Source organism: Citrobacter sp. A316 (genome assembly GCF_002042945.1).
Classification (GTDB): Bacteria; Pseudomonadota; Gammaproteobacteria; order Enterobacterales; family Enterobacteriaceae; genus Citrobacter; species Citrobacter portucalensis.
Window position 1 is genome coordinate 33498 of the sequence record NZ_MVFZ01000010.1, and the last position, 22106, is coordinate 55603.

General features: G+C 50.6%; 25 protein-coding genes and 1 pseudogene. 23 read left to right on the forward strand and 3 right to left on the reverse strand.

The features are described from left to right. Positions 1 to 94 precede the first annotated feature (94 nt). Positions 95 to 292, reverse strand: a complete 198-nt coding sequence (locus BZK41_RS13540) for a hypothetical protein (RefSeq protein ID WP_079938462.1) — start codon at positions 290 to 292, stop codon at positions 95 to 97. A 60-nt stretch (positions 293 to 352) separates the two neighbouring features. On the opposite strand from BZK41_RS13540, the gene BZK41_RS13545 reads away from it, so the two are divergent. The 21 genes from BZK41_RS13545 to BZK41_RS13640 all read left to right on the forward strand — a co-directional run bounded on the left by BZK41_RS13545 (position 353) and on the right by BZK41_RS13640 (position 19629). Then, complete coding sequence (locus tag BZK41_RS13545) at positions 353 to 703, forward strand: HNH endonuclease signature motif containing protein (RefSeq protein ID WP_079938463.1); 351 nt, start codon at positions 353 to 355, stop codon at positions 701 to 703. Positions 704 to 848: 145 nt separating this feature from the next. Continuing rightward, entirely contained in the window at positions 849 to 1286 is a 438-nt protein-coding gene (locus BZK41_RS13550) for a phage terminase small subunit P27 family (RefSeq protein WP_079938464.1), read from the forward strand. Then, a complete protein-coding gene (locus tag BZK41_RS13555) occupies positions 1286 to 3016 on the forward strand; it encodes a terminase TerL endonuclease subunit (protein WP_079938465.1) in 1731 nt (576 codons plus the stop codon). Before BZK41_RS13550 ends, BZK41_RS13555 begins: the two co-directional genes overlap by 1 nt. Beyond that, positions 3013 to 3171: a hypothetical protein gene (locus tag BZK41_RS27280; RefSeq protein ID WP_172313184.1), complete on the forward strand. Its 159-nt coding sequence runs from the start codon at positions 3013 to 3015 to the stop codon at positions 3169 to 3171. The genes BZK41_RS13555 and BZK41_RS27280 overlap by 4 nt, the downstream gene beginning before the upstream one ends. After that, complete coding sequence (locus tag BZK41_RS13560; protein WP_079938466.1) at positions 3165 to 4382, forward strand: phage portal protein; 1218 nt, start codon at positions 3165 to 3167, stop codon at positions 4380 to 4382. The genes BZK41_RS27280 and BZK41_RS13560 overlap by 7 nt, the downstream gene beginning before the upstream one ends. Continuing rightward, positions 4375 to 4977, forward strand: a complete 603-nt coding sequence (locus tag BZK41_RS13565) for an HK97 family phage prohead protease (protein ID WP_079938467.1) — start codon at positions 4375 to 4377, stop codon at positions 4975 to 4977. Before BZK41_RS13560 ends, BZK41_RS13565 begins: the two co-directional genes overlap by 8 nt. A 9-nt stretch (positions 4978 to 4986) precedes the next feature. Further along, positions 4987 to 6216 carry a phage major capsid protein gene (locus BZK41_RS13570; RefSeq protein ID WP_079938468.1) on the forward strand — a complete coding sequence of 410 codons (1230 nt, stop codon included), beginning with the start codon at positions 4987 to 4989 and terminating at the stop codon, positions 6214 to 6216. Positions 6217 to 6294: 78 nt separating this feature from the next. Continuing rightward, complete coding sequence (locus tag BZK41_RS13575) at positions 6295 to 6612, forward strand: head-tail connector protein (RefSeq protein ID WP_079938469.1); 318 nt, start codon at positions 6295 to 6297, stop codon at positions 6610 to 6612. An 8-nt stretch (positions 6613 to 6620) separates the two neighbouring features. Then, positions 6621 to 6959 (forward strand): phage head closure protein, encoded by a 339-nt coding sequence (locus tag BZK41_RS13580; RefSeq protein ID WP_079938470.1) that lies wholly within the window; start codon positions 6621 to 6623, stop codon positions 6957 to 6959. After that, positions 6956 to 7405, forward strand: coding sequence for an HK97-gp10 family putative phage morphogenesis protein (locus BZK41_RS13585; RefSeq protein WP_079938471.1), 450 nt, complete (start codon positions 6956 to 6958; stop codon positions 7403 to 7405). The genes BZK41_RS13580 and BZK41_RS13585 overlap by 4 nt, the downstream gene beginning before the upstream one ends. Then, entirely contained in the window at positions 7402 to 7746 is a 345-nt protein-coding gene (locus BZK41_RS13590) for a DUF3168 domain-containing protein (RefSeq protein WP_079938472.1), read from the forward strand. The genes BZK41_RS13585 and BZK41_RS13590 overlap by 4 nt, the downstream gene beginning before the upstream one ends. Before the next feature lie 59 nt (positions 7747 to 7805). Further along, on the forward strand, positions 7806 to 8510 hold the full coding sequence (locus tag BZK41_RS13595; RefSeq protein WP_079938473.1) for a phage tail protein: 705 nt from the start codon (positions 7806 to 7808) through the stop codon (positions 8508 to 8510). Positions 8511 to 8524: 14 nt separating this feature from the next. Further along, positions 8525 to 8896, forward strand: a complete 372-nt coding sequence (locus BZK41_RS13600) for a phage tail assembly chaperone (RefSeq protein ID WP_172313188.1) — start codon at positions 8525 to 8527, stop codon at positions 8894 to 8896. A 23-nt stretch (positions 8897 to 8919) separates the two neighbouring features. Continuing rightward, positions 8920 to 9198, forward strand: coding sequence for a DUF4035 domain-containing protein (locus BZK41_RS13605; RefSeq protein WP_079938575.1), 279 nt, complete (start codon positions 8920 to 8922; stop codon positions 9196 to 9198). 46 nt (positions 9199 to 9244) lie between these two features. Then, complete coding sequence (locus tag BZK41_RS13610; RefSeq protein ID WP_079938475.1) at positions 9245 to 12520, forward strand: phage tail tape measure protein; 3276 nt, start codon at positions 9245 to 9247, stop codon at positions 12518 to 12520. A 3-nt stretch (positions 12521 to 12523) separates the two neighbouring features. Next, positions 12524 to 12991 carry a hypothetical protein gene (locus BZK41_RS13615; protein ID WP_079938476.1) on the forward strand — a complete coding sequence of 156 codons (468 nt, stop codon included), beginning with the start codon at positions 12524 to 12526 and terminating at the stop codon, positions 12989 to 12991. Further along, positions 12988 to 13470, forward strand: a complete 483-nt coding sequence (locus BZK41_RS13620) for a DUF1833 family protein (protein WP_079938477.1) — start codon at positions 12988 to 12990, stop codon at positions 13468 to 13470. Before BZK41_RS13615 ends, BZK41_RS13620 begins: the two co-directional genes overlap by 4 nt. A 10-nt stretch (positions 13471 to 13480) precedes the next feature. Continuing rightward, on the forward strand, positions 13481 to 13861 hold the full coding sequence (locus BZK41_RS13625) for a nitrite transporter (protein ID WP_079938478.1): 381 nt from the start codon (positions 13481 to 13483) through the stop codon (positions 13859 to 13861). Beyond that, positions 13858 to 16560, forward strand: a complete 2703-nt coding sequence (locus BZK41_RS13630) for a host specificity factor TipJ family phage tail protein (protein WP_079938479.1) — start codon at positions 13858 to 13860, stop codon at positions 16558 to 16560. Before BZK41_RS13625 ends, BZK41_RS13630 begins: the two co-directional genes overlap by 4 nt. Before the next feature lie 45 nt (positions 16561 to 16605). Further along, entirely contained in the window at positions 16606 to 18516 is a 1911-nt protein-coding gene (locus tag BZK41_RS13635; RefSeq protein ID WP_172313191.1) for a phage tail protein, read from the forward strand. A 576-nt stretch (positions 18517 to 19092) separates the two neighbouring features. After that, on the forward strand, positions 19093 to 19629 hold the full coding sequence (locus BZK41_RS13640; protein WP_079938480.1) for an Ail/Lom family outer membrane beta-barrel protein: 537 nt from the start codon (positions 19093 to 19095) through the stop codon (positions 19627 to 19629). 155 nt (positions 19630 to 19784) lie between these two features. On the opposite strand, the gene BZK41_RS13645 is transcribed toward BZK41_RS13640, so the two are convergent. Both BZK41_RS13645 and BZK41_RS13650 read right to left on the reverse strand, forming a co-directional pair. Further along, positions 19785 to 20114 carry a YkgJ family cysteine cluster protein gene (locus BZK41_RS13645; RefSeq protein ID WP_079938481.1) on the reverse strand — a complete coding sequence of 110 codons (330 nt, stop codon included), beginning with the start codon at positions 20112 to 20114 and terminating at the stop codon, positions 19785 to 19787. Positions 20115 to 20432: 318 nt separating this feature from the next. After that, positions 20433 to 20774 (reverse strand): hypothetical protein, encoded by a 342-nt coding sequence (locus BZK41_RS13650; RefSeq protein WP_249025168.1) that lies wholly within the window; start codon positions 20772 to 20774, stop codon positions 20433 to 20435. 150 nt (positions 20775 to 20924) lie between these two features. Between BZK41_RS13650 and BZK41_RS13655 the strand changes: the two are divergent. Next, positions 20925 to 21092: pseudogene (locus BZK41_RS13655) on the forward strand (isocitrate/isopropylmalate family dehydrogenase); the annotation flags it as partial. A 535-nt stretch (positions 21093 to 21627) separates the two neighbouring features. Further along, positions 21628 to 22101, forward strand: coding sequence for an Ail/Lom family outer membrane beta-barrel protein (locus BZK41_RS13660; RefSeq protein ID WP_253193762.1), 474 nt, complete (start codon positions 21628 to 21630; stop codon positions 22099 to 22101). The last annotated feature ends 5 nt before the right edge of the window (positions 22102 to 22106 follow it).

Below are 22106 nucleotides of genomic sequence, written 5' to 3' on the forward strand. Positions count from 1 at the left end.
TTTTCGAATAAGTAATGCTGATTTCAGTTTTCACGATTCAGATATCGAACATTGGTATTACAGCAGCCCTTCATGATGGGCTGCAACAATATTTTCAGTAGCCTTTAATGAAACCGTTGATAGTCCATCCGACAAGTCTTAGCGCGCCGTATACAAACAGTGCGCATATCAGAGAAATTAACATTCCCATCTCCGGTGTATCTGCTGATAAAAATAAAAGGCCAAAGATGAATATTGGGGTAGCAAACAGAATACCTGTCCGGTGAAATCCTTTCGAAATAGTGTTTTTCATGTTTTCTCCGTATTGGTTTTTCATGGGGTAGCTATTTTAGCATCAGGAGAGTGAAGTTCTATGCCATCACGAATTCCCCGCGCATGCCGTAAGCATGGTTGTGCAGGCTCAACGACAGACACCTCGGGTTACTGCAAAAAACATCGTGGTGAAGGATGGGCACAGCATCAACGCGGACTGAGCCGCCACCAGCGTGGCTATGGCTCGAAGTGGACTGTTATCCGCGCCCGTATCCTGAAACGCGATAAAGGATTGTGCCAGCTGTGCCTGCGTGGTGGTGTGGTGCGTGAGGCCAAAACCGTCGACCACATCATTCCTAAAGCTCACGGTGGCACTGATGCAGATAACAACCTGCAAAGTCTGTGCTGGCCTTGCCATAAAGCGAAGACGGCGCGCGACCGTACAAGATGATAATTATTATCACTAACAAAGGGGAGGGGCGGGTCAAATCTCTGTAGCCCTGGCTGTCCGGGACCGCCCGCCTCGTCAAATTTTTACGCGCCCAAAATAAGAAACTTTTTTCCGGAAGTTTTTACCTATTGAATTGGAGGTTTTAATGGGTGCTGTTGTTCGATCTTCCGGTGGTGGCCGTAAGCGCAATTTGTCTCAGGGCCAGAAAAGCAAGCTGACCAGGATTGCGCCGCCGGATGAGTTAATGAGCGATATAGCGATCCGCATCTGGAAAACACAGAGCAAAATTTTAATCGAACGCGGTGTCTTTGAACTGGAGGACGCCCCGCTACTTCTGGCTTACTGCAATGCGTTTCACTTGATGGTTGAGGCCGAAAAAGTTATCGCGAAAGATGGACTTACCGTATCAAGTGAAATGGGGGGAGATAAAAAACACCCTGCAGTCAATGTCCGTAATGACTCTGTTTCGCAGCTTGCCCGTCTGGGTTCACTTCTCGGGTTAGACCCGCTCAGTCGCATAAGAATGACCAGCGGTAAAAATGATACAGATGATGAAGGGAATGAATTTGATGAGTTTGACTGATGGCTACATATCCAAACGTCAATGCGGCGAACCAGTATGCGCGGGACGTCGTGAGCGGGAAGATACTGGCCTGCCGGTTAACGATTCTGGCCTGTCAGCGACATCTGGACGACCTGGAACGCGCCAAAGATCCACGCTGGCCTTACCGCTTCGATAAAAATAAAGCAGAACGTTTCCTCCGCTTCTCCCAGAAAATGCCGCACACCTCCGGTGAGTGGGCTCGCCGGAAGCTGCGGATAGAGTTTGAACCGTGGCAAAAATTTGCGCTGGGCGTGCCGTTTGGCTGGGTGCGAAAAGATTCAGGCTATCGCCGCTTCACTGAGATTTACATCGAAGTGCCGCGCAAAAATGGTAAATCGGCGATCGCTGCGACCGTCGGCAATTACATGTTCTGTGCTGATGGAGAGTACGCAGCGGAAGTCTACTGTGGCGCCACGACGGAAAAACAGGCATGGAAAGTCTTTGCGCCTGCACTGGCGATGGTGAAGAAACTTCCGGCACTGCGTCAGAAGTTCAGCATCAAACCCTGGGCGAAAAAAATGACGCGTCCTGACGGCTCCTTGTTTGCGCCAATTATTGGCGACCCCGGAGATGGAGATTCACCTTCCTGTGCCATCATCGACGAGTATCACGAGCATGAAACTGACGCGCTCTATACCACGATGACAACCGGGATGGGGGCAAGGGAACAACCAATTACGCTTATTATCACCACGGCGGGTTTCGATATTGCCTCGCCGTGTTATGAGAAACGCACGCAGGTAGTCGAGATACTGGAGCGTATCAGAGAAGGTGGTGAAAACGAGGCAATTTTCGGGATCATCTATACCCTGGATGATGATGACGACTGGACACAGCCAGAAGCACTGATAAAAGCCAACCCAAATTACAACATTTCGGTGAAAGAGGATTTCCTCAAGGCCAAGCAACTGCTGGCGATGTCAACGCCCAGCCAGACCAACAAAATACTTACCAAGCATTTCAATAAATGGGTGAGTTCAAAAGCGGCGTACTACAACCTGCAGAAGTGGATGGCTGCGGCAGATAAGTCACTCAAACTGTCCGATTTTGCGGGGGAAGAGTGTTATGTCGGCATCGACCTGGCATCAAAACTTGATCTGAACGCGGTGGTGCCGGTTTTCCGCCGAGAAATCGACGGCCTGAGCCATTATTACTGCGTTTCGCCTCTGTTCTGGGTTCCTGAAGACACCGTCTACGCTACTGAGCCGGCGCTGCAAACAATCGCCGACCGTTACCAGTCCTTTGTTAATCAGGGCGTGCTGGTTCCGTCGGAAGGGGCCGAGGTGGATTACCGCCTTATATTTGAATCGATCCTGAAATTACGGGAGACGGTGAAAATAGCGGCATGCCCGATTGACCCCTATGGTGCTACTGGCCTTTCTCATATGTTACAGGATGAAGGGCTGGAGCCAGTCACTATTACCCAGAATTACACCAACATGAGCGACCCAATGCGCGAGGTTGAGGCCGCGATGGCAGCTGGTCGATTTCATCACGACGGCAATCCTTTGATGACCTGGTGCATATCAAACGTGGTCGGCAAATATTTGCCTGGGAGTGACGATGTTGTACGCCCGGTGAAAGAAGGCGCAGGCAACAAAATAGATGGTGCAGTTGGCCTGATGATGGGGGTTGGCCGCGCAATGCTGAATGATCCGAAAGACTTCCTTTCTAATCTCGATCCTGATGAGGACCTGTTATTCCTGTGAAATCACTAATTATTGATGTGGCCGGGCTGGCAGGCTTCGGTGCGCTGGTGGGAGGGGTTTACCTCCAATTTGGCGTGGCGACCGCCCTCATGGCTGGTGGTAGTGGCTTGTTGCTATGGGCGCTGCTGGCGGCCAGGAGAATGAAAACATGCTGATTGATGCCATTTTTAGAAGTCACTCGCTGGAAAACCCGGCAGTTCCGGTCACTGTAGAAGCCGCCGATAACGACGGAATTTTTAATGGTGATGTGAACGTCAACCCCAGGACAGCGATGAAACTGGCGGCGGTATACGCCTGTATTTATGTGATTTCGTCTAACGTTGCGCAGATACCACTGCACGTCATGCGGCGTACCGGAAAGAAGGTCGAAGCTGCCCGGGATCATCCTGTCTTTTATCTGGTTCACGATGAACCGAATATCTGGCAGACCAGCTATAAGTGGCGCGAACTTAAACAGCGACACATCCTGGGCTGGGGAAATGGTTTCACGCGGGTAATCCGCCATCGTCGGACTGCTGAAGTAACAGCACTTGAAGCGTGTATGCCGTGGGAAACAACGCTGCTAAACACTGGTGGACGTTATACGTACGGTGTTTATAACGAAGAGGGTTCCTTTGCTATCAGTCCTGACGACATGATCCACGTCCGGGCGCTGGGCAACGATCAGAAAATGGGGCTTAGTCCGATACTTCAACATGCTGAAACGATTGGTATGGGTATGAGCGGGCAGAAATATACGGAAAGTTTTTTCAGCGGTAACGCCAGACCTGCAGGTATCGTCTCTGTGAAGGGGGAACTGAATAAAGACTCCTGGTCGAGGCTGAAAGATATGTGGCAAAAAGCCACTGTAATGCTGCGTAGCCAGGAAAACAGGACGATGTTGCTCCCGGCTGAGCTGGACTATAAAGCGCTGACAGTCTCACCTGTTGATGCCCAGCTCATCGACATGATGAAACTCAACCGCTCAATGGTCGCCGGAATTTTCAACGTACCGGCGCACATGATTAATGACCTCGAAAAAGCCACTTTTTCCAACATTTCCGAACAGGCTATTCAGTTTGTCCGCTACACGATGATGCCGTGGGTGATGAACTGGGAGCAGGAGCTTAATCGTAGATTATTCACTCGTGCCGAACGGGAAGCCGGGTATTACGTGCGCTTTAACCTGGCCGGGCTGCTGCGCGGGACCGCAAAAGAGCGTGCGGAGTTTTATCACTTTGCTATCACCGATGGCTGGATGAGCCGAAATGAGGCGCGTGCGTTTGAAGACATGAACCCGAAAGAGGGTCTCGATGAAATGCTCGTCAGTGTCAACGCTTCCCAGCCTGCCAAATCGACAACCCAGGAGAACACTCAAGATGAGTGAGCGAGAAATTCGATGTTACAGCGGCGAGGTGCGCGCTGAAACGCACAACGATGAACCAAGCCGGATCATCGGGTATGGCTCGGTTTTTGATAGTCGATCAGAACTGATTTTCGGTTCATTTCGCGAAATCATCCGGCCCGGTGCGTTTGATGATGTGCTTCAGGACGATGTCCGGGCGCTGTTTAACCATGATCCCAATTTTATACTGGGACGCACCTCTGCGGGCACGCTTGCACTGACAGTGGATGAGCGTGGCCTGCGTTACGATATCACTGCGCCGGAAACCCAGACAATACGTGATCTCGTGCTGGCTCCCATGCAACGCGGTGATATTAACCAATCCTCATTTGCTTTCAGGGTCGCCCGGGATGGTGAGGAGTGGTACCACGATGAAGACGGTGTTGTCATCCGGGAGATTACGCGCTTTTCCCGCCTGCTGGACGTCAGCCCCGTGACTTATCCGGCGTATCAGGATGCGGACTCTGCAGTTCGTTCCCTGAAAGCCTGGCAGGAGGCTCAAGACAGCGGAGCCCTGCAAAAAGCCGTTAACCAACGAATGGCGCGTGAGCGCGTACTGACCCTTCTTAACGCGTAAGGAAGAAACATGAAACTGCATGAATTGAAACAAAAACGTAATACTATCGCGACCGACATGCGTGCGCTGAATGAAAAAATCGGCGATAACACATGGACGGAAGAACAGCGCTCTGAGTGGAACAAAGCAAAGTCTGAGCTCGAAGCTCTCGATGAACGCATTGCCCGCGAAGAAGAACTGCGCCGCCAGGATCAGACCTATATTGATGAAAATGAGAATGAGCAGCGCAATGATCAGGATCCGGATAAAAACTCGCAACAGAATGAAAAACGCGGCCAGATTTTCGATAAATGGATGCGTCACGGCGCCAGCGAACTGAATTCAGAAGAGCGTAAGGCTTTGCGGGAGTTGCGTGCCCAGGGTGTGGCTCCGGATGAGAAGGGCGGTTATACCGTACCTGATACTTTCCTGGCGAAAGTTGTCGAGCAGATGAAAGCTTATGGTGGAATCGCCAGTGTGGCGCAGATCCTGACGACATCCGATGGTCGAACGATGGAGTGGGCAACCGCTGATGGTACAGCTGAAGTCGGTGTTCTTCTGGGCGAGAACGAAGAGGCTGGCGAAGAAGATACCGAATTAGGTATGGACAGCCTGGGTGCGTTGAAAATGACGTCCAAGATTATCCGCGTGTCCAACGAACTGCTGCAGGACAGTGCGATCGATATGGAAGCTTATCTTTCCCGACGAATTGCAGAGCGCATTGGTCGCGGTGAAGCACGTTACATCATTCAGGGGACCGGCTCAGGCACACCAAAGCAGCCGAAAGGACTGAAAGCATCGGTGACTGGCACTACTCAGACGGCAGCTGCCGGCGCTGTGAAGTGGCAGGAAATTCTGGCTCTGAAACACAGCATTGATCCGGCGTATCGTCGCGGGCCAAAATTCCGTCTGGCGTTCAATGACAACACACTGAAACTCATCAGTGAGATGGAAGATGGTCAGGGTCGTCCGCTCTGGTTGCCGGATATTGTCGGTGTGGCACCAGCGTCGGTTCTTAATGTTCCGTATATTATCGACCAGGAGATTGATGATATTGGTGCAGGTAAAAAATTCATGTTCTGTGGAGACTTCGATCGCTTCATTATTCGTCGCGTTCGATACATGATCCTGAAACGTCTGGTTGAGCGTTACGCAGAATTTGACCAGACCGGCTTCCTGGCATTCCATCGCTTTGACTGCATCCTTGAAGATACTTCAGCTATTAAGGCGCTGGTGGGCAAAGGTTCAGCAAGCAACTGATAAATCCCATCATTGGACAAACGATGCCGCGTAATGCGGTTTTTTGTGCCCGCACATTGTTGCGGGCAGGAGTTTCTGATGACAGCAATAGTGGAAAAACTCAGGGTGCAGTGCCGTATTGATACAGATGATGCAACTGATGATGAGTTACTGATGCTGTATTTCCGGGCTGCCTGTCGCAAGGCAGAAAACTTTATCAACCGTAAGCTTTATGAGGAGACTGTGCCGGAGGGTGATCCTGAAGGGGTGCTTATTGCTGATGATGTTTTGCTGGCGCTCATGTTGCTGGTTGGGCACTGGTACGAAAACCGGGAAAATTCCTCAGATGTCAGCAAGGCGCCAATCCCGTTTGGTTTTTCTTCTCTGCTGGAGCCTTATCGTTTTATTCCTTTGTAGGAGGAAGCATGCAGGCGGGAAGATTACGTGATCGCGTAATTATTCTGAATGTTACCACCGCCCGCTCTCCGTCAGGGCATCCGGTGGAGACAGTGACGGAGGGCGCTACCGTATGGGCAGAAGTTAAGGGGATTAGCGGAAGGGAGAGAATATCAGGCGGAGCAGAAACCGCTCAGGCTACGGTGAGAGTCTGGATGAGATTCCGGCGCGATGTGACGGCAACGTCATGTCTGAAAGTGCTTACTGGTGCATTTAAAGGAGTCATTCTGAGTATAGACGGTCCACCGATATCGGACGCCCGTGCCACCCGGCTTGAAATACTCTGCAGTCAGAAGGGGAATGTGTGATGGATTTCAGTCTTGATTATTCTGGTCTGGCAGATATTGCACGTGATCTGGAGACGCTCAGCAGGGCAGAGAACAATAAAGTGCTGCGCGATGCCAGCCGTGCCGGTGCTGAAGTTATCCGGGAGGCGGTTGTTGAACATGCACCGGAGCGAACCGGAAAACTGAAGAAAAATGTGGTTGTTCTGACGCAGCGCTCAAAGCGTCGGGGGGAAATTATCTCGGGTGTCCACATTCGCGGACGGAACCTGCGAACAGGAAACAGTGATAACAGCATGAAAGCCAGCGATCCCCGAAATGTGTTTTACTGGCGCTTTGTTGAACTGGGAACGGTAAATATGCCTGCTCATCCGTTCATTCGCCCGGCTTTTGATACGACAGAGGAACTGGCGGCGCAGGTTGCCATAAAGCGAATGAATCAGGCTATTGATGAGGTATTAAGTAAATGAGGGAGGCCACACTGTATTCCCTGCTGTGTCAGCTGGCCGGAGGACAGGTTTATCCTTATGTGGTCCCGCTGACAGAGGGAAAGCCTGCGGTATCTCCGCCGTGGCTGGTTTTTTCTGTAGTGTCTGACACAGCGTCTGATGTGTTTGATGGTCAGGCTGAATCCAGAATTACCGTGCAGATCGATGTCTGGGCAACGGTACCTGATGACGCAGATGATATCCGTGAGCAGGCGCTTGATGCGGTAAGGGAACTGGCACCCTCCGTCATTTCGAAAACTCAGGGATATGATCCCGATTCCCGTCTGAGCAGGGCCACGCTTGAATTTCAGGTAATAGCCTGAGGTCGTAAATGATTTTCCCGCCCGCCGCTGGCGGGTTTTTTTATTTTCAGGAGACGAGTATGTCCTCTAATTTTGAACGTTCGCAACTGACGAAAATTATGATTTCGTCTGCACCGGTAACACCAGGAACCCTGGGCTCTGCCAGCTTTCTTGGGTTGAGCTGTACAATCAAAGAGATTCAGTTTACTGCAGGACAGAAGCAGGATATTGATGTTACAACGCTGTGCTCTGTTGAGCAGGAAAATATCAACGGCCTCGGCGCTGCGTCAGAGATTTCTATGTCCGGGAATTTTTATCTGAATGCGGCCCAGAATGCGTTACGCAGCGCCTATGACAATGACGCCGCGTATGGTTTTAAAGTTATTTTTCCGTCAGGCAACGGATTTACCTTTATGGCAGAGGTGCGTCAGCATACCTGGTCTGCGGGAACCAATGGTGTTGTGGCTGCAACGTTTTCCTTGCGTCTGAAAGGTAAGCCAGTACTGACAACAGAACAGCTGAAAGTTAAGGTCGATTTAAACAGTACACTGCAGGTTTCTGCCGGAGCGAAACTGGAAATGATGGTTGAAGCTGCCGGTGGTGTGCCACCTTATTATTATGTATGGAAGAAAGGGGGGGCCCCTGTTTCCGGACAGGCGGCGGCAACGTTCAGTAAGGCGTCAGCAGCATCCGGAGATGCCGGTGCGTATATCTGCGAGATTTCTGATTCAGCAAGCCCGGTGAACAAAGTGACCTCCACTTCCTGCACTGTAACCGTCAGTTAATGAGGATGGGGGTTATGACTAAAAATATCCGCAATCTGGCACTGGCAACGATGTCAGGATTTCGCCATAAAACCGTTGATGTGCCTGAATGGGAAGGAGCAACGGTTGTATTACGGGAACCCTCTGCAGAAGCCTGGTTACGCTGGCAGGAGATCGTTAAAAGCGGAAATGATGACACACCGCTATCAGTCGCTGAGCGTTCCCGTAGAAATCTGGCCGCTGATGTTGAACTGTTTATCGATATTCTGTGTGATACCGGGTTGAAACCCGTATTTTCACCAGATGATCGTGAACAGGTGCTTGCTGTGTATGGCCCGGTACATGCGCGGCTTCTTCGTCAGTCTCTGGACCTGATCACTGATGCCGGAGAAGTTAAAAAAAAGTAGCGCTTCCGGGGATGCGTTTCCTGATGATGCTGGCGCTCAGGATGGGGCGCACATTGTCAGAGTTACGCCGGGAAATGTCCGCATCGGAAATCATGATGTGGGCAGAATTTGACAGGATCAGCCCGCTGGGTGACGAGCGGGCTGATATCCGGACTGCCCAGATTGTTTCTGCTGTTTATGGTGCGCAGGGCGTGAAAGTTCCTCTGAATGATGCACTTCTTCAGTGGGGACAGGAGCAGACAGAAGGCACCTCAGATCCATTTGCCGGACTGGAAAACGCGCTTTTAACAGTGTCTCAGTGAATCAACATAACCGCTTCGGCGGTTTTTTTTCGTCCGGAGAACGAGAGTGGCGACATTACGTGAACTGATTATAAAAATCTCGGCAAATTCCCGGTCATTCCAGTCAGAGATAGCCCGGGCTTCGCGTATGGGGCAGGATTACTACCGCACCATGCAGAACGGGGGCCGACAGTCTGCTGCCGCTTCCCGTGAAATGCGGCGTGCGCTGACAGAAGTGACTGATCAGATAAATACAGCGAAATCTTCGGCACTGAATATGGTGGGGGCATTTGCCGGGGCTTTTGCTACCGGTCATCTTATTTCCCTTGCTGATGAGTGGAATTCAGTAAATGCCCGTCTGAAACAGGCCACACAATCCAGTGATGATTTTCAGGCATCACAGCGTGAATTAATGGCGATCAGCCAGAGAACTGGGACGGCTTTTTCTGATAACGCCAGCCTTTTTGCCCGCTCTGCAGCTTCCATGCGGGAGTATGGTTACCGTTCTGAGGAGGTACTGAAAGTCACCGAGGCGATCTCCACGGGCCTGAAATTATCCGGTGCCAGTACAGCAGAAGCCAGTTCGGTGATCACGCAGTTCAGCCAGGCACTGGCGCAGGGAGTGCTGCGCGGTGAGGAGTTTAACGCAGTGAATGAGAGCGGTGATCGTGTTATTCGTGCACTGGCTGCGGGAATGGGCGTTGCCCGTAAGGATCTGAAGGCCATGGCGGATGACGGAAAGCTGACCGCCGACAGGGTTGTTCCTGCGTTGATTAGCCAGCTTGGGGCGTTGCGTAATGAATATGCAGCACTGCCTGATACGGTTTCATCCTCTGCAACCAAAGTTGAAAATGCCTTTATGGCCTGGGTTGGTGGTGCGAACGAGGCAAGCGGGGTTACGAAGACGCTCTCCGGGGTACTGAATGGTGTTGCGAATAATATCGACACGGTTGCAACGGCGGCAGGTGCACTGGTTGCGGTCGGGGTTGCCCGATATTTTGGCAATATGGCATCTTCTGCGGGATCGGCAACTGCCGGGCTAATCACTGCGGCCAGAAACGAAGTGGCTCTTGCTGAAGCGCAACTCCGGGGGACACAGATAGCAACAGCCAGGGCGCGTGCGGCGGTTTATCGTGCGCAGCAGGCGGTTGCGGCTGCCCGTGGCACCGAAAGGCAGGCAGCAGCAGAAGCGAAGCTGGCTGCAGCCCAGGCATCGCTTACCCGTAATGTTGCAGCCAGAACAGCGGCACAGACAACGCTGAATACTGTCACGTCAGTGGGGAGTCGTTTGTTAAGTGGGGCGCTGGGGCTGGTTGGTGGTGTGCCGGGGCTTGTCATGCTGGGGGCCGCAGCCTGGTACACGATGTATCAGAATCAGGAGCAGGCCAGAGAATCAGCACGCCAGTATGCCGCAACAATCGACGAAATTCGCCAGAAAACGTCTGCAATGTCGCTTTCTGAAGCGTCAGATAATGAAGAAAAGACGCGGCAGGCACTGGAGGAGCAAAACAGGTTAATTGACGAGCAGAAAAGCAGAGTTAAATCGTTACAGAAACAGATTGCCGGTTATCAGTATGTTCTGGCAAATCCGGGCTGGACAACTGATAACGGTTTTATGATTAACCACATGACGTCGGTAAAAACTGTTACGGAGGGGCTTGCAGAAGCAACAAATCAACTGGCAGTTGAACAGTTCCGTCTCGCACAAATGCAGGGCAAAGCACAGTCCATCCAGGATGTACTCGCCGGGCTGGAAGAGCGACGGGTGGCGTTGATCCGTCAACAGGCGGCGGAACAAAACAAAGCGTATCAGTCCCTGTTGATCATGAATGGCCAGCATACCGAGTTTAACCGTCTTCTGGGTCTGGGTAATGAATTACTTCAGCAGCGACAGGGGCTGGTGAATGTACCGTTACGGCTGCCACAGGCAGCCCTGGATGATAAGCAGCAGGGTGTACTGAATAACAGTGAGCGTGAACTGACCCTGTCCCGCCTGAAGGGGGAAGCGCGTGAGCGTACCCGGCTGGGCTATGCCGCGGATGACCTCGGTTTTGTGGGGGATGCTTATCAGACGGCAAGGCAGACTTATATCAACAATGCGCTGGAAGCATGGCGTAACAACCAGGCGAATACGCCAAAGATTCGCGGTGGAAAGTCGGAAGCAGAAAAGACAGAGGATGTTTATAACAGGCTGATCAGTCAGCAGAAAGAGCTGATAGCCCTGTCCGGGCAGAATACTGAACTGACGAAGATAAAATACCGAATCAGCCAGGGCGATCTTTCTGCCATTTCACAGGCCAGAAAGGAGGCGCTGTTGCGTAACGCCGCCATTCTCGATCAGCAGTCTGCGACTGAGAAGTTAAAAGCCCTGAATGAAGAATTACTGACTCCGGAAGAAGCATTGCTCAGTAAAACGAAGGAACGCCTGCGTCTGCTGAAAGAGGCTTCTCCGGCCAGTGCTGAATACAGAGACGTGCTGGAAAAAATCTCCCGTGCTGCTGTTGAGAATGCACCTGAATATTCAGGTGTGTCGTCAGATATTGGTGGCGCGGCCAGTGAACTGTTCAGGGTTGCTGGTGCAGAAAAGGAACTGAAGCAATGGCATAAACAGCAGCTCGACATGCAGAAGCAACTTCTTGATGAAAAACTGATTAATGAGCAGATGTATGCGGATAGGATTGCTGAGATTAACCAGAAGAATTCGGAAAAACTGCAGGATATTCAGAATGGATATACAACCGCCAGCCTGTCTATGTTTTCCGATTTAACAGGGCAGTCAGCAGAGTTACTGAGGGGGCTGGGGCAGGAGGGAAGTGCTGCGTATAAGTCCTTGTTCATTGCCAGCAAGGCAGCTGCTGTCGCACAGGCAATTATTAACACAGAGCTGGCTGCCACCAAGGCGATGGCTGAGGGGGGCATGATTATGGGGATCCCGGCAGCAACCGCCATGCGTGCCGCGGGCTATGCCTCTGTAGCTCTGATTGCCGGGCAAACGCTGGCGGGTATGGCGCATGACGGTATTGATCGCGTCCCGGAAACGGGGACGTGGTTACTTCAGAAAGGGGAGCGGGTAGTGACCGCCAGTACATCCGCAAAGCTGGATGCCACACTGGAAAAAGTCCAGCAGGCTCAACAGGCACGTCAGGTTAGTTCTGGCGGAAGCATTCGTATCCAGAATTCATTTACCGGGAAACCGGATGAGGCAACGCTGGCGGCGATTGACAGTCGCAACCGCCAGCTTGTTGTAGCTATCAGAAAGGAAATGGCAGCCCAGGTCATCTCTCCCACCAATGAATTTGGCCGGGCACTGAAAGGCTATTATGGCCGAACGCGCAAGGAATAAGACGTGACTGAACACAGCTATCCACACGATTACCTGCCGCTTCCCCTGATGGATAATTACGGTTTTCAGGCGGCATCTCCTTTATTGAGAACTGAAATGGTGTCGGGCAGAGCACGGCAGCGGCGCAGATATACGTCAACGCCGACGGTGGCAACCGTGAACTGGACGTTCACGACCAACCCTCAGGCTATGCTGTTTGAAGCGTGGTACCGTGATGTCCTGAAAGACGGTGCAAACTGGTTCATGATGCAACTGCAAACCCCTCTTGGTGATCTGCAATGGTTTAAATGTCGGTTTACTGATATTTATCAGGGACCCACGCTGGTAGCGCCCCGTTACTGGCGCTATTCGGCCACGCTGGAGTTATGGTCAAGAGCAGTTCTTGATGGTGGGTATGGCGAATACCCGGATTTTATCCGCAACAGCGATATTATCGACAGAGCGATGAACAGGGAGTGGCCGGAAACATGACGATCCTGAACCGTCTTTATGCCTCATCCGGTGAGGATGTGATTATCGAGACCCTGCAGATTAACACTGGCGACCAGCGGCATTTCCTGTGTACCGGTTATGACGACATCATGGCCAGATCGGAGTCAGGGGACTGGGTGACCTTTGTTGCCTGTCCGATGGACATTGCTTTGCCGAAACGTAACGCCGATGGTACCCAGGATCTACAGTTTGCGATCAGCAATATTGACGGGGTGGTGTCGACAGCGATCCGCAATGCACTGGATGATATCAACAGCGCTTCGATAGTATACCGGCACTACCTTTCCACAGATCTTTCTGCTCCGGCGTCGCCACCCTACACCCTCAGTATTAAATCCGGTCACTGGACCGCCACGCAGGCGCAGATCACCGCCGGATATCTTAATGTGCTGGATCTGGCCTGGCCCCGGTACCGTTATACCCTGAATAATTTTCCTGCCCTCAGATATATGAGTTAAGAGGTTCATCATGTTCAGTCCTGACAAATACCGTTCAGTCACCTGGCTGAAGGGCGGGCGCGTTTACCCTGAACTTGACTGTTTCGGTATTGTGAATGAAATCCGCCGCGATCTTGGTTTACCAGTCTGGCCCGATTTTGCGGGGATAACGAAAGATGATAACGGGCTGGATCGTGAAGCCCGCAGGATGATGCAGACGTTGCAGCGCTGTACGCCCTGTGAAGGGGCCGGGGTGGCCTGTTACACAGGGAGTACCGTCACCCATGTGGGGATTGTGGTCAGCATGAAAGAACAGCTTTATGTGGTGGAATGCAACCCGAAAAGCAACGTTTCCATTATTCCCCTGGCACGATTCATGCGTCGTTTTGTGAAAGTGGAGTTCTGGCAGTGACTATCCGAATCTATCCTTCCCGCCTGCCGGGTGAGCCGCTGGAGACGCATGAGCATGGCGCCACAACTTTGCACCACTGGATGCAGGAGAATGTCCGGGGGTATCGGGCTGATATGACACACCCGGTGGTCGTAGAGGTCGATGGAGAATCAATCCCACCCAAGGCATGGTTTGACTATGCCCTCCGTCCGGACAGTGATATCCGTATTTATCCGGTCCCGTTTGGTCTGGGGGCCGCCACCATTGCCTGGATCGGCGTGGGGATTTCCGTGGCAGCGGCGGCATATTCACTGATTATGATGGCAAATATGGATAAGGGCGGGTATTCCTCTGCATCCGGTAATCCCCTTGATCTCAATCCGGCAAAAGCCAACACCGCCAGGCTGGGTGACCCCATCCGCGAAGTGTTCGGTCGATACCGGATTCATCCTGACTATGTGGTGCAGCCGGTCACCCGGTTCGACAAAGACGATCCGACCAGAATGACGGTGGAGATGTTTCTCTGTCTGGGGGCCGGGCGTTTATCTTTTGCTGAAGGAGATGTCAGGATTGGTGCCACCCCCGTGACGTCTCTGGGAAAGGGATTCAGTTATACGGCATATCATCCGGGGGCGGTGGTCTCCGGCGACAGCCGGAGTGAGAACTGGTTCAACTCCAGCGAGGTGGGGGGGACATCATCCGGTACCGGACTGGACATGGCGCAGACTGCCCCGACATCGGCAGATATTCTGGCGCAGTCTGTTACGGTATTCGGTGCTGGTATTACCTTTAACGGGCTGGAAAATGCCGACAAACTTCCCTGGTGGGAAAATAAGACGGTGCAACTGGTGGTGCCGGCGTCGTATGTGGTAACCAGTGATGGTGACTACAGTCGTATCACGGGCGATATTCTGGAAGAAATTGCGCCTTATGTGGGGATGCCGGTAACCCTGAATTACAGTGGGACAGACTACACGCTGGTGATAGCTTCATACACACCGCATTCAGAGCCGGTGGAGGATAGCGGTGCGGTGACGGCCAGCATCACGCTGGCTTACGACACGGCAACGGGTGTGGCCTTTACAGGCTTACCGGAGGGCTGGCTGCGGCTTTCGGTGGCGCATGCCGGGAACAGATATCGTATTCTCGGCCTGGACGGGGCCACTGCCACGGTCAGACGGGTGCTGAGCAGTGGCGCAACGGACACACAATGGCCGGGTTTTACGGCAAGGACCGTGCTGGATTTTGAGGCTGATGGTGTCAATGATAATGAGGCCTGGATGGGACCGTTTCTGGCCTGCCCGGAAAATGAAACGGTTGATATGTTTGAGGTGAATTTTTCGTTCCCAAACGGGATTTGTGGATTTAATAAAAAAGGTAAAAAACGCAGTCATACGGTGGAGTGGGAAATCCAGTACCGGACATACGGCAGTGGCGATGGCTGGGTGAGCCGCCACGGATATTACAGCCTCAGCAACGTGAACGGGCTGGGGTTTACGGAGCGGGTGACGCTGCCCGTGGCGGGACTGGTGGAGGTCCGTTGTCGCCGCCGGAATGAACAGGGGCGTGATAATGCGCGTGACAGCATGTACTGGCAGGCACTGCGGGGCAGGCTGTTGACCCGTCCGGCTTCTTATCCGGGCGTCACAACACTGGGGATCACCGTGGAAACCGGCGGGAAACTGGCGGCGCAGTCAGACCGCCGGGTGAATGTGGTGGCCACGCGCATATATGATTTTGGCAAGCCGCGGAGTATCTCCGGGGCGCTGCACCATATCGGGAAGTCAGCCGGACTGCGCATGGATGCGACAGCGATTAATGAAATGGACCGGCTGTACTGGCGCCCACGCGGTGAATATTTTGATTATGCCACCACAGACAGTGATTCGGTGCTGAACATGCTGCAGAAAATCACAAATGCGGGGCACGCCTATTTTCTGTTTGCTGATGGTATGGCCTCAGTGGGATATGAAGGGGTGAAGCCCTGGACTGGCATCATCAGTCCGCAGGAAATGACGGAAGACCTGCAGACGGCGTTCACAGCCCCCTCTGATGATGACTATGACGGCGTGGATGTGACGTATATCAACGGCACCACATGGGCAGAAGAGACGGTGCAGTGCCGGACGCCGGATAATCCGGTCCCGTCGAAGCTGGAAAGCTATTCGCTGGATGGCGTTACAGACCGCGACAGGGCTTACCGCATCGGTATGCGGCGGCTGATGAAATACCGTCATCGCCGTCTGTCCTTCACGGCCACCACGGAGATGGATGCACTGTGTTACAACACCGGAGACCGTATCATTCTGACGGATGATATCCCCGGCAACCTTACGCTGTCGTGCCTGATTACCGGGATGACGACCGACAAGGGTTTCACAACGTTTACGCTCAGCGAAGCGCCCGACTGGACGTACCCGTCGCCCAGGGTATTGATACGCTACCAGGACGGAACGGTGTCCGGGTTACTGAAACCGTTGAAAGTGAGCCGGTTCAGGCTGTCTGTCCCGCACCAGAGCGCGTTCGATGAGATAATTCTGGGTTCGACCATCACTGAACCACCCCGGCTGATTTTCTGTGATTCATCACGTGTGGGTTATGACGCCGTGATAGACGAAATAGCGCCGCAGTCTGACGGAACCTGTACGGTAACCGCCCGTGAATACAGGGACAGTTTTTATGACCATGACAACGCCACGTACCCTGGCGATGTGAGCTGATTTTGTACCCGTTTCGGCGGGCTTTCTTTTTTTTAAGAGGTAATTATGCCCACCAGAACCACGCCAGAGCCGCTGGGGGCGGCGTCTGCAAAAGTCCTGTATACCAACGCCGGTAATCTTGACAGGGCATCCAATGACCGGGAATGCGAATGGTGGACAGACCGTTTTAGTGTTCTGCGCCGTACCTGGTACGGTTTTGAGCAGGAGCAGCATCGTTCGATTGTCAGGCTGGGGCTGAATCCTGTCGGCACGTTTCAGGCCGGTTGTGAACTGACCGCGGCGAATGACATCATTCAGGATGAGGCCACAAAACTCTGGTACCGCTGGGATGACCTGCTGACCCTGCCGAAAGTGGTCTCAGCAGACTCAACGCCGGAATTGTCGGGAGGGATCCAGAAAGGTGCCTGGCAGGTGGTTGATGTGACGGATGTGCTTCGCCGCGATCTGGCAAAGCCTGCCGGAGCCGGACTGGTGGGCACCACATCAGGTATTTCTGTTCAGTCTGTCCTGGATGCTTACCATTTGAGGATCGCTACCTGTGAACGCAACAGCCGGGTGGAAAATTTTCACACGCTGGCAGAGACCTGCACTGCGGAACTCCTGTCACTGGATGCGCCGGAAGCGTATGACAAATCTCTTACGCTGACGGTCAATGAGGAACTGACCACGGACTATACCGGTCCGGTTACGGGTCGTTGCAGTATCGGAAATCCACAGAATTACACCCTGGTACTGTGTACCAGTACCACGCTGGAATACCAGAGCACGTCAGTGGTACTGAATACAGACGGCACCTTTTCCTTTAAAAGAAGCTGGTCCGGTGTGAAGTCGTTCCGGCTGCTCCGAACGGCGACGGCTGGGCTGGTGACAGTCTGGGAAGAGCCGCTGTGTATCCGCTCTTACCGCATGCCATCGGATGCCGGGGATGAAACTGTGCGGGTAATGAAAGACCGGACATATACCTATGACCAGGCCGTGTCAGCCATTGCCCTGATGGCGCAGGGGCACAGTCAGGCTGAGCGTTTTGTTCGTGGGTTGTGTGCGATAGTGGGCAGCGGTGGCAGTGAGGGGAGTGTTCCCTTTTTTGTAAACCGTATGTCGGCGCAGACGTCATCGCAATATTACCGGACGGGGAATGCGGCATGGGTGGCATATGCGCTGGCGTATTATTTGCTGAAGTATCCTGGCGGAGAACTGGCGGTTGTTGCGCGGGATAAACTGACGCAGTGTGCCGAATGGATTGAAAAATTCAGGGTGACGGATAGCAGCGATGTTCGCTCTGGCTTATATATCTCAGGCAGCGGGCGGTATCAGAACGGTGTGTTTTATCCGGATTTTAAAGCGGACTGGTGTACATCTGAACACCAGTTTGACCTGTGGTTTTTGTTTGACCTGATGGGGCGGGTGGGATTCACCGGCTATGCGGAAAAAGCGGCAGCCCTGGCGGACAGTATTATGGAAAAACTGTGGGTGGAGGATGAAGGGCGATTTTATGCCGGGATGCGCACCACCGGGCCTGACAGGGCGTCACCACTGGACTGTTCAAGCTGGGGCGGGCTGTTTGTGGCCAACTTTGATACAGAGAAAGCCTGGCGGTGTTTTACGTACCTCGACAGATTCTGGTACGCCACGCATGATGCGACGGGGTATACGCCGTATCACCCGAAATATGGTTACCCGAGTAAACAGCGTGGTGTGTGGGTGGAGGGAAGTGCAGGCGTGGCGTTACTGGCCAGAAGGCTGGGTGAAGATGCTATTGCGACGGATATTCTGGCCCGGCTGGCACCGCTGCGCACACGTTACGGTTATATCGACTCATGTGATTACCCGGACGATGACGATATGCCGCCGTGGCCCTCATCCTGTAATACAGCCTGGATGATCCTGGCATGTAATCCGCAGGGATTCTGGAATGTGGATTCCCCCACGATAGATGCCGGATATTACCGGTACTAAGTGGTTGAAGAGGTATGGTGTAAGTTGGGCGCAACGACTAAATTTACCGTCGTCAGCGGGGAATGAAAGAAGCGTTGGATAATATTGGGGATTAAGCTTGATACGGGGATTAAAAATTCAGTGATAAGAACCGCAGCATACTGGATAAAACATGTGCTGCGGTGATTAAATTGTGGGAAGGGAACCAAGAATGTGCTGTGGCTGGCAAACTCCGATAGTGCGAGTATTGAATGAATACCAACTGGTGGCAAATTCCTAGATGTAATGGAGGTACTGAAAGTACCGTGCTGGAGGCGCTGGGTTATATATTGTGCCGTTCGTATCTTTAGGCGAGGCAATTATGGAAAAAGTAATAAGAACAGAACATTCTGACATGGCGCAAAATCCGTTTTATATGAAGTATGACGAGACATTAAAAATAACGTGCGGAAATATTAATCATGCATGCTTATGCGTCATAACAATTACTATATAGATTAAGTGTTGGCTAAATAAAAATATGTAAATACTATGTAAATGCACCAGTGGCAAAGATGGTGAGTTGATAAATTTTGCTTAATTAAAGAAGGATTTGTTATGAAGAAAATAGTTTTGGCAACTTTTATTATGGGTACCTGTATGGTATCTGGCGCAGCAAACGCTGAACTACTGAATAATAGCCTCTCAATAGGGTATGCTCAAAGCCATGTGAAAGCAGGTGGCGACAAACTTGATGATAATCCGAAGGGCATAAACATTAAATATCGTTATGAGTTGGATCAGCATTTGGGGATTGCATCTTCATTTACTTACACTAATTTAAGTTATAATTATTATTATGCTGGTCACAAAGTTGGAAATGAAGACTTAGATTATTACTCGCTATCTGCGGGGCCAGCCTATCGTTTCAATGATTACATCAGTGCGTATGGTTTGATTGGTTTCGGACATGGGCGAGTCGAGGCCGACATGTCGGGATATTCCAATTCTGAGAGCAAAACTTCAGCCGTATATGGTGTAGGCCTACAGTTTAACCCAATCCCTAATTTGGTGCTTGATGCTTCTTATGAATATAGTAAGTTGGGACGTGTAAAAGTCGGTACCTGGATTGCTGGTATCGGTTACCGCTTCTAATAATTAATTTTTACTCTGTTGCTTGGCCCTGCGTAACATGCAGGGCTTTATGCTTTGGAATATCAAATTAAAATCAATTTATGTTTCTGTGTATCATGAAGAGCAATATTTTCTTCATGATACATACTATTATCCGCGTAAAAAAATTTTAATCATCAAAGTGGGGGTAAGTCATGATGAGCTCTCGCACGATTGCATGCCTTATTTATTTCCCCATTTTCACCCGACATAGCAAATTCCCTGCATGTTGACGAGCGATTCTCATAAATTGTGCAAAAGGCACTTTCCCCAGGTTTTCCGGCAAGAGCAATACAGCGGGGGTTTTTCTGATTTGTGCCACTCATACATCGATGATAGGGCGAAACCTGTTCAGTGAGATACGCTGGAACGGTGCCGCCTGCATCATCGCCTTCGGCCCAGTAGAAGGAAACACGAAAAAATGCACAACATGCTCCACAAGTCATGCATGGATTCAGATTGCTCACTATCTCATTTCTCTCGGTATTACTAGTTAATTACGGGCTAAATAATTTATCTGTTAGGCTCTAATGAGTGAATATTGTAGTGCTAAATAGTTACACTTGGTTACATATGGAAAAGCCCCAGACTGTGAAATCTGAGGCTCTTTTGAAGTGCACGTGCATTTCACGTGCATATTTTTGTCTTTTCTTGGTCTGTTTACTGTCTGGTCAGTTTCCATAAGTGGCTGTTTTTATAGCCTCTGTCCGGTTGCAGTCCTATCAAAAGTGGTGGAGCTGGCGGGAGTTGAACCCACAGCCAGTATGAAGAATATAGAACATGAATTATTGTTTCAAAATTGCCTCAGCCATCGCCCTCAGACGTTCAATTTGAACGTTTATTTCCGAAACAATTTCTTCAGGTTTCAGTCCCTTGTTAGATTGCACAAAATCTCTAATTTGCATCATTTGATGTGCACGAATTTCTAATTCGCTATAAACACTTAGCTCGTCAGGATCATCTTGCGATTGTTCACCTGTTTCAAATTCTACATAGGTATGTGGTGGCTTGTGATAAACACGAGAAATCGGGGTTGGCCACCATTCCTCACCGGTCACTACGTCCGCATCGAATGGCACAGTTTTGTCAATTTCCATTAATTTCTGAATGAGAACAGAAGTTTTCAAGCGAAGCTCCATTTAGCTTTAAAGTGGTTATCAAAACGCTACTTAAACTATACAAAATCAGTGAGTTATCGTGAAGGCAAAAAAACAAGATTAGATACTTATTAAGCATGAAATCGTTTTAATTCAATAGGATATAATAAATTGCTAAATCTACTGCTGCGCCACATGGGTTGGGTAGAAGCGGCTGACCTGATCGTTAAAGGTATGGAAGGCGCGATCAACGCCAAGACCGTAACCTATGACTTCGAACGTCTGATGGATGGCGCTAAGCTGCTGAAATGTTCAGAGTTTGGTGACGCGATCATCGAAAACATGTAATCCAGATTCTGGGTTGTGTGAGAACGGGAGCCGAGAGGTTCCCGTTTTTTTTACCTGCAAAATGCTTTCCTAAATCGCAGACTATTAAACTCATTTTAATAGCACTGAAGATAAAATTTTTATCTTCGTTGTTACAATTTTATTTATTGATAAAAGATATCCATATCTGTCAATATTTCTTTGTTTAACTCTATTCGGGTATGAGAACTAACTATAATTGAGTGGTGTTTTTATATTATTGATTATTAGATGGGGGGCAATCATTTTAAAAATAAGAAAAATATCGGAAATATTTACAAGGAAGAAGCGTTATAAGGTTTTTTTACTCTAATTTTAAATCTATTTTTATCAGCATGTTATGACAGATGATTATTCTGAATATTAGTAATGTCCAAAAAAGAACATTTTACCCGATTGATGTTTTTTTACCTTTCTGTTTTTCTCTTGGCGACATGCTTGAGAAATGAAAACCAAAGCATGATTCCTTATTATGTGTGTAACTTACTATTAGTTGATGATGAAAATGGTTATTAAAATGCTAAGTTTAAAAACAGGTTTAGTGGCTGTTACATTGTGTTTTGCTATGTCAGTTTATGCAGGAGAGAGCGTAGTCACCGGCGGTTATGTACATACCCGGACAGATGGGCAGAACCTTAATGGTTTTAACGCTAAATATGGTTATACCCCAGATGAGAGTGATTTTGGTGTTATGACATCCTTAACCATTTCAGCAAATGACGATAATGATATAGATCGTGGTTATGGTTCTGCATTAGTCGGTGCAAGTTATAAAGTAAATGATGTGGTAAAACCTTATGTAATGGCGGGTATTGGGAGAGGTGCGATCAAAGCTAATGGTGAAACTGACACTTCTACAGGCTTTGCCTATGGCGCTGGTATTCAGTTTACCCCCATTGCAGGTTTCACTGTTGATGCAGGCTATGAAGGTTCTAAGGTCTTTGGCGCACAAGCTAATAGTATTGTAGTCGGCGCCGGCTGGAAATTCTAAGGTTA

Coding starts and splice junctions, on each gene's coding strand:
- BZK41_RS13540 (WP_079938462.1), bottom strand. CDS start 292: ATGAAAAACACTATTTCGAAAGGATTTCACCGGACAGGTATTCTGTTT.
- BZK41_RS13545 (WP_079938463.1), top strand. CDS start 353: ATGCCATCACGAATTCCCCGCGCATGCCGTAAGCATGGTTGTGCAGGC.
- BZK41_RS13550 (WP_079938464.1), top strand. CDS start 849: ATGGGTGCTGTTGTTCGATCTTCCGGTGGTGGCCGTAAGCGCAATTTG.
- BZK41_RS13555 (WP_079938465.1), top strand. CDS start 1,286: ATGGCTACATATCCAAACGTCAATGCGGCGAACCAGTATGCGCGGGAC.
- BZK41_RS13560 (WP_079938466.1), top strand. CDS start 3,165: ATGCTGATTGATGCCATTTTTAGAAGTCACTCGCTGGAAAACCCGGCA.
- BZK41_RS13565 (WP_079938467.1), top strand. CDS start 4,375: ATGAGTGAGCGAGAAATTCGATGTTACAGCGGCGAGGTGCGCGCTGAA.
- BZK41_RS13570 (WP_079938468.1), top strand. CDS start 4,987: ATGAAACTGCATGAATTGAAACAAAAACGTAATACTATCGCGACCGAC.
- BZK41_RS13575 (WP_079938469.1), top strand. CDS start 6,295: ATGACAGCAATAGTGGAAAAACTCAGGGTGCAGTGCCGTATTGATACA.
- BZK41_RS13580 (WP_079938470.1), top strand. CDS start 6,621: ATGCAGGCGGGAAGATTACGTGATCGCGTAATTATTCTGAATGTTACC.
- BZK41_RS13590 (WP_079938472.1), top strand. CDS start 7,402: ATGAGGGAGGCCACACTGTATTCCCTGCTGTGTCAGCTGGCCGGAGGA.
- BZK41_RS13595 (WP_079938473.1), top strand. CDS start 7,806: ATGTCCTCTAATTTTGAACGTTCGCAACTGACGAAAATTATGATTTCG.
- BZK41_RS13600 (WP_172313188.1), top strand. CDS start 8,525: ATGACTAAAAATATCCGCAATCTGGCACTGGCAACGATGTCAGGATTT.
- BZK41_RS13605 (WP_079938575.1), top strand. CDS start 8,920: ATGATGCTGGCGCTCAGGATGGGGCGCACATTGTCAGAGTTACGCCGG.
- BZK41_RS13620 (WP_079938477.1), top strand. CDS start 12,988: ATGACGATCCTGAACCGTCTTTATGCCTCATCCGGTGAGGATGTGATT.
- BZK41_RS13625 (WP_079938478.1), top strand. CDS start 13,481: ATGTTCAGTCCTGACAAATACCGTTCAGTCACCTGGCTGAAGGGCGGG.
- BZK41_RS13635 (WP_172313191.1), top strand. CDS start 16,606: ATGCCCACCAGAACCACGCCAGAGCCGCTGGGGGCGGCGTCTGCAAAA.
- BZK41_RS13640 (WP_079938480.1), top strand. CDS start 19,093: ATGAAGAAAATAGTTTTGGCAACTTTTATTATGGGTACCTGTATGGTA.
- BZK41_RS13660 (WP_253193762.1), top strand. CDS start 21,628: ATGCTAAGTTTAAAAACAGGTTTAGTGGCTGTTACATTGTGTTTTGCT.